Genomic DNA, 1,394 nt, shown 5'->3' with positions numbered 1-1,394 from the left:
TGCACTGAAGATCATCTAGCCGGCCTTCGCGACCAAGAAGGCGGCGGAGCTAAAGTGAGTTCGAAGTCATCGAATCACTTTTGGGCCACGAGGAGGCGAAGATGATGTACAGCGGAATTGATCTGCATTCCAACAACAGCGTTATCGCTGTGATCGACGATAGCGATCGGGTTGTGGCGCAGAAGCGGCTGCCCAACGACATCGCGAAGATCATCGGCTTTCTGGCTCGGTGGCAAGACGAATTGGCTGGCGTCGTGGTCGAGTCGACCTACAATTGGTATTGGCTGGTCGACGGTTTGCAGGATACGGGCTTCCATGTGCATCTCGCCAACACGGCGGCGATCAAGCAGTACGAAGGACTGAAGCACAGCGGCGACGAGACCGATGCGCAGCACTTGGCGCACCTGCTGCGGCTGGGCATCCTGCCGACGGGCACGATCCTGCCGAGGGAGCATCGCGTCGTGCGCGATCTGGCGCGCAAGCGCATGCAGCTGGTGCAGTCATGCACGACACATGTTCTGTCGGTTGAAAACATCATGGCCAGACAGCTCGGTGGGCGGATGACCAGCAATCAAATCAAGCGGCTGACCGCCGATACGGTCGACAGCCTACCGCTAGGAGAGGACGTAGGCTTGGCAATCAAGGCCAGCGTTGCCGTTATCGCCACGCTGCAATCACAGATCGAGGTTCTGGAGAAGCGCCTGCAAGAGCGCGTCAAGCCCCGACCGCAATACGCCCTGTTGACCAGCGTGCCGGGCATCGGCCAGGCGCTTGCCACCGTCATTGTCCTGGAAACCGGTCCGATCGATCGGTTTGCCGACGTCGGCAACTATGCGTCCTATGCGCGCTGCGTCGACAGCGTCCGTACCAGCAATCGCAAGAAGAAGGGCGAAGGCAACGTCAAGAACGGCAACAAATATCTCGCCTGGGCTTTCGTCGAGGCGGCGAACTTCGCCAGGCGCTTTTGTCCCGAGGCCAAGCGTTTCCATGAACGCAAAAAGGCCAGGACCAACAACATCGTCGCCACCAAGGCGCTGGCGCACAAGCTGGCGCGCGCCAGTTATCATATCCTGAAGGAGAGCAAGCCGTTCGACGTCGCGCGCTGCTTTGCCTGACGGACGACGGCGATCCGGCGAGCCACGTACGGTGACTGGGGCCACAACCAGCTGCACTGAATTGGACGCCGGATCGCCGTCACCAGCCGCAGTGACAGCGGATCGCCCGCAACGTAAGCCATCCGGAGATTGGCGCCGGCGTGCCGGCAACCACGGTTCTGTGAAACTCTCTTGGATACGGAACGGTACCAACGTTCTTCTGGGGCGGTCATGCCGCCAGGGCGCAGGCCTCACTCAGGCCGATGCTTGATCCCGATGGGTGTCTGGCGCGATCCGTGA

At 60.6% G+C, this 1,394-nt stretch carries 1 protein-coding gene; it reads left to right on the top strand.

What is annotated here, in order from left to right; translation table 11 throughout:
- Positions 1-101 precede the first annotated feature (101 nt).
- Positions 102-1,115: an IS110 family RNA-guided transposase gene (locus tag FXB38_RS39820; RefSeq protein ID WP_148756354.1), complete on the top strand. Its 1,014-nt coding sequence runs from the start codon at positions 102-104 to the stop codon at positions 1,113-1,115.
- The last annotated feature ends 279 nt before the right edge of the window (positions 1,116-1,394 follow it).

It is taken from the genome of Bradyrhizobium cytisi (assembly GCF_008123515.1).
GTDB classification, from domain to species: Bacteria; Pseudomonadota; Alphaproteobacteria; order Rhizobiales; family Xanthobacteraceae; genus Bradyrhizobium; species Bradyrhizobium cytisi.
The sequence above is the reverse complement of the archived record's forward strand: the minus strand, read 5'-3'. Positions and strand labels throughout refer to the sequence as shown.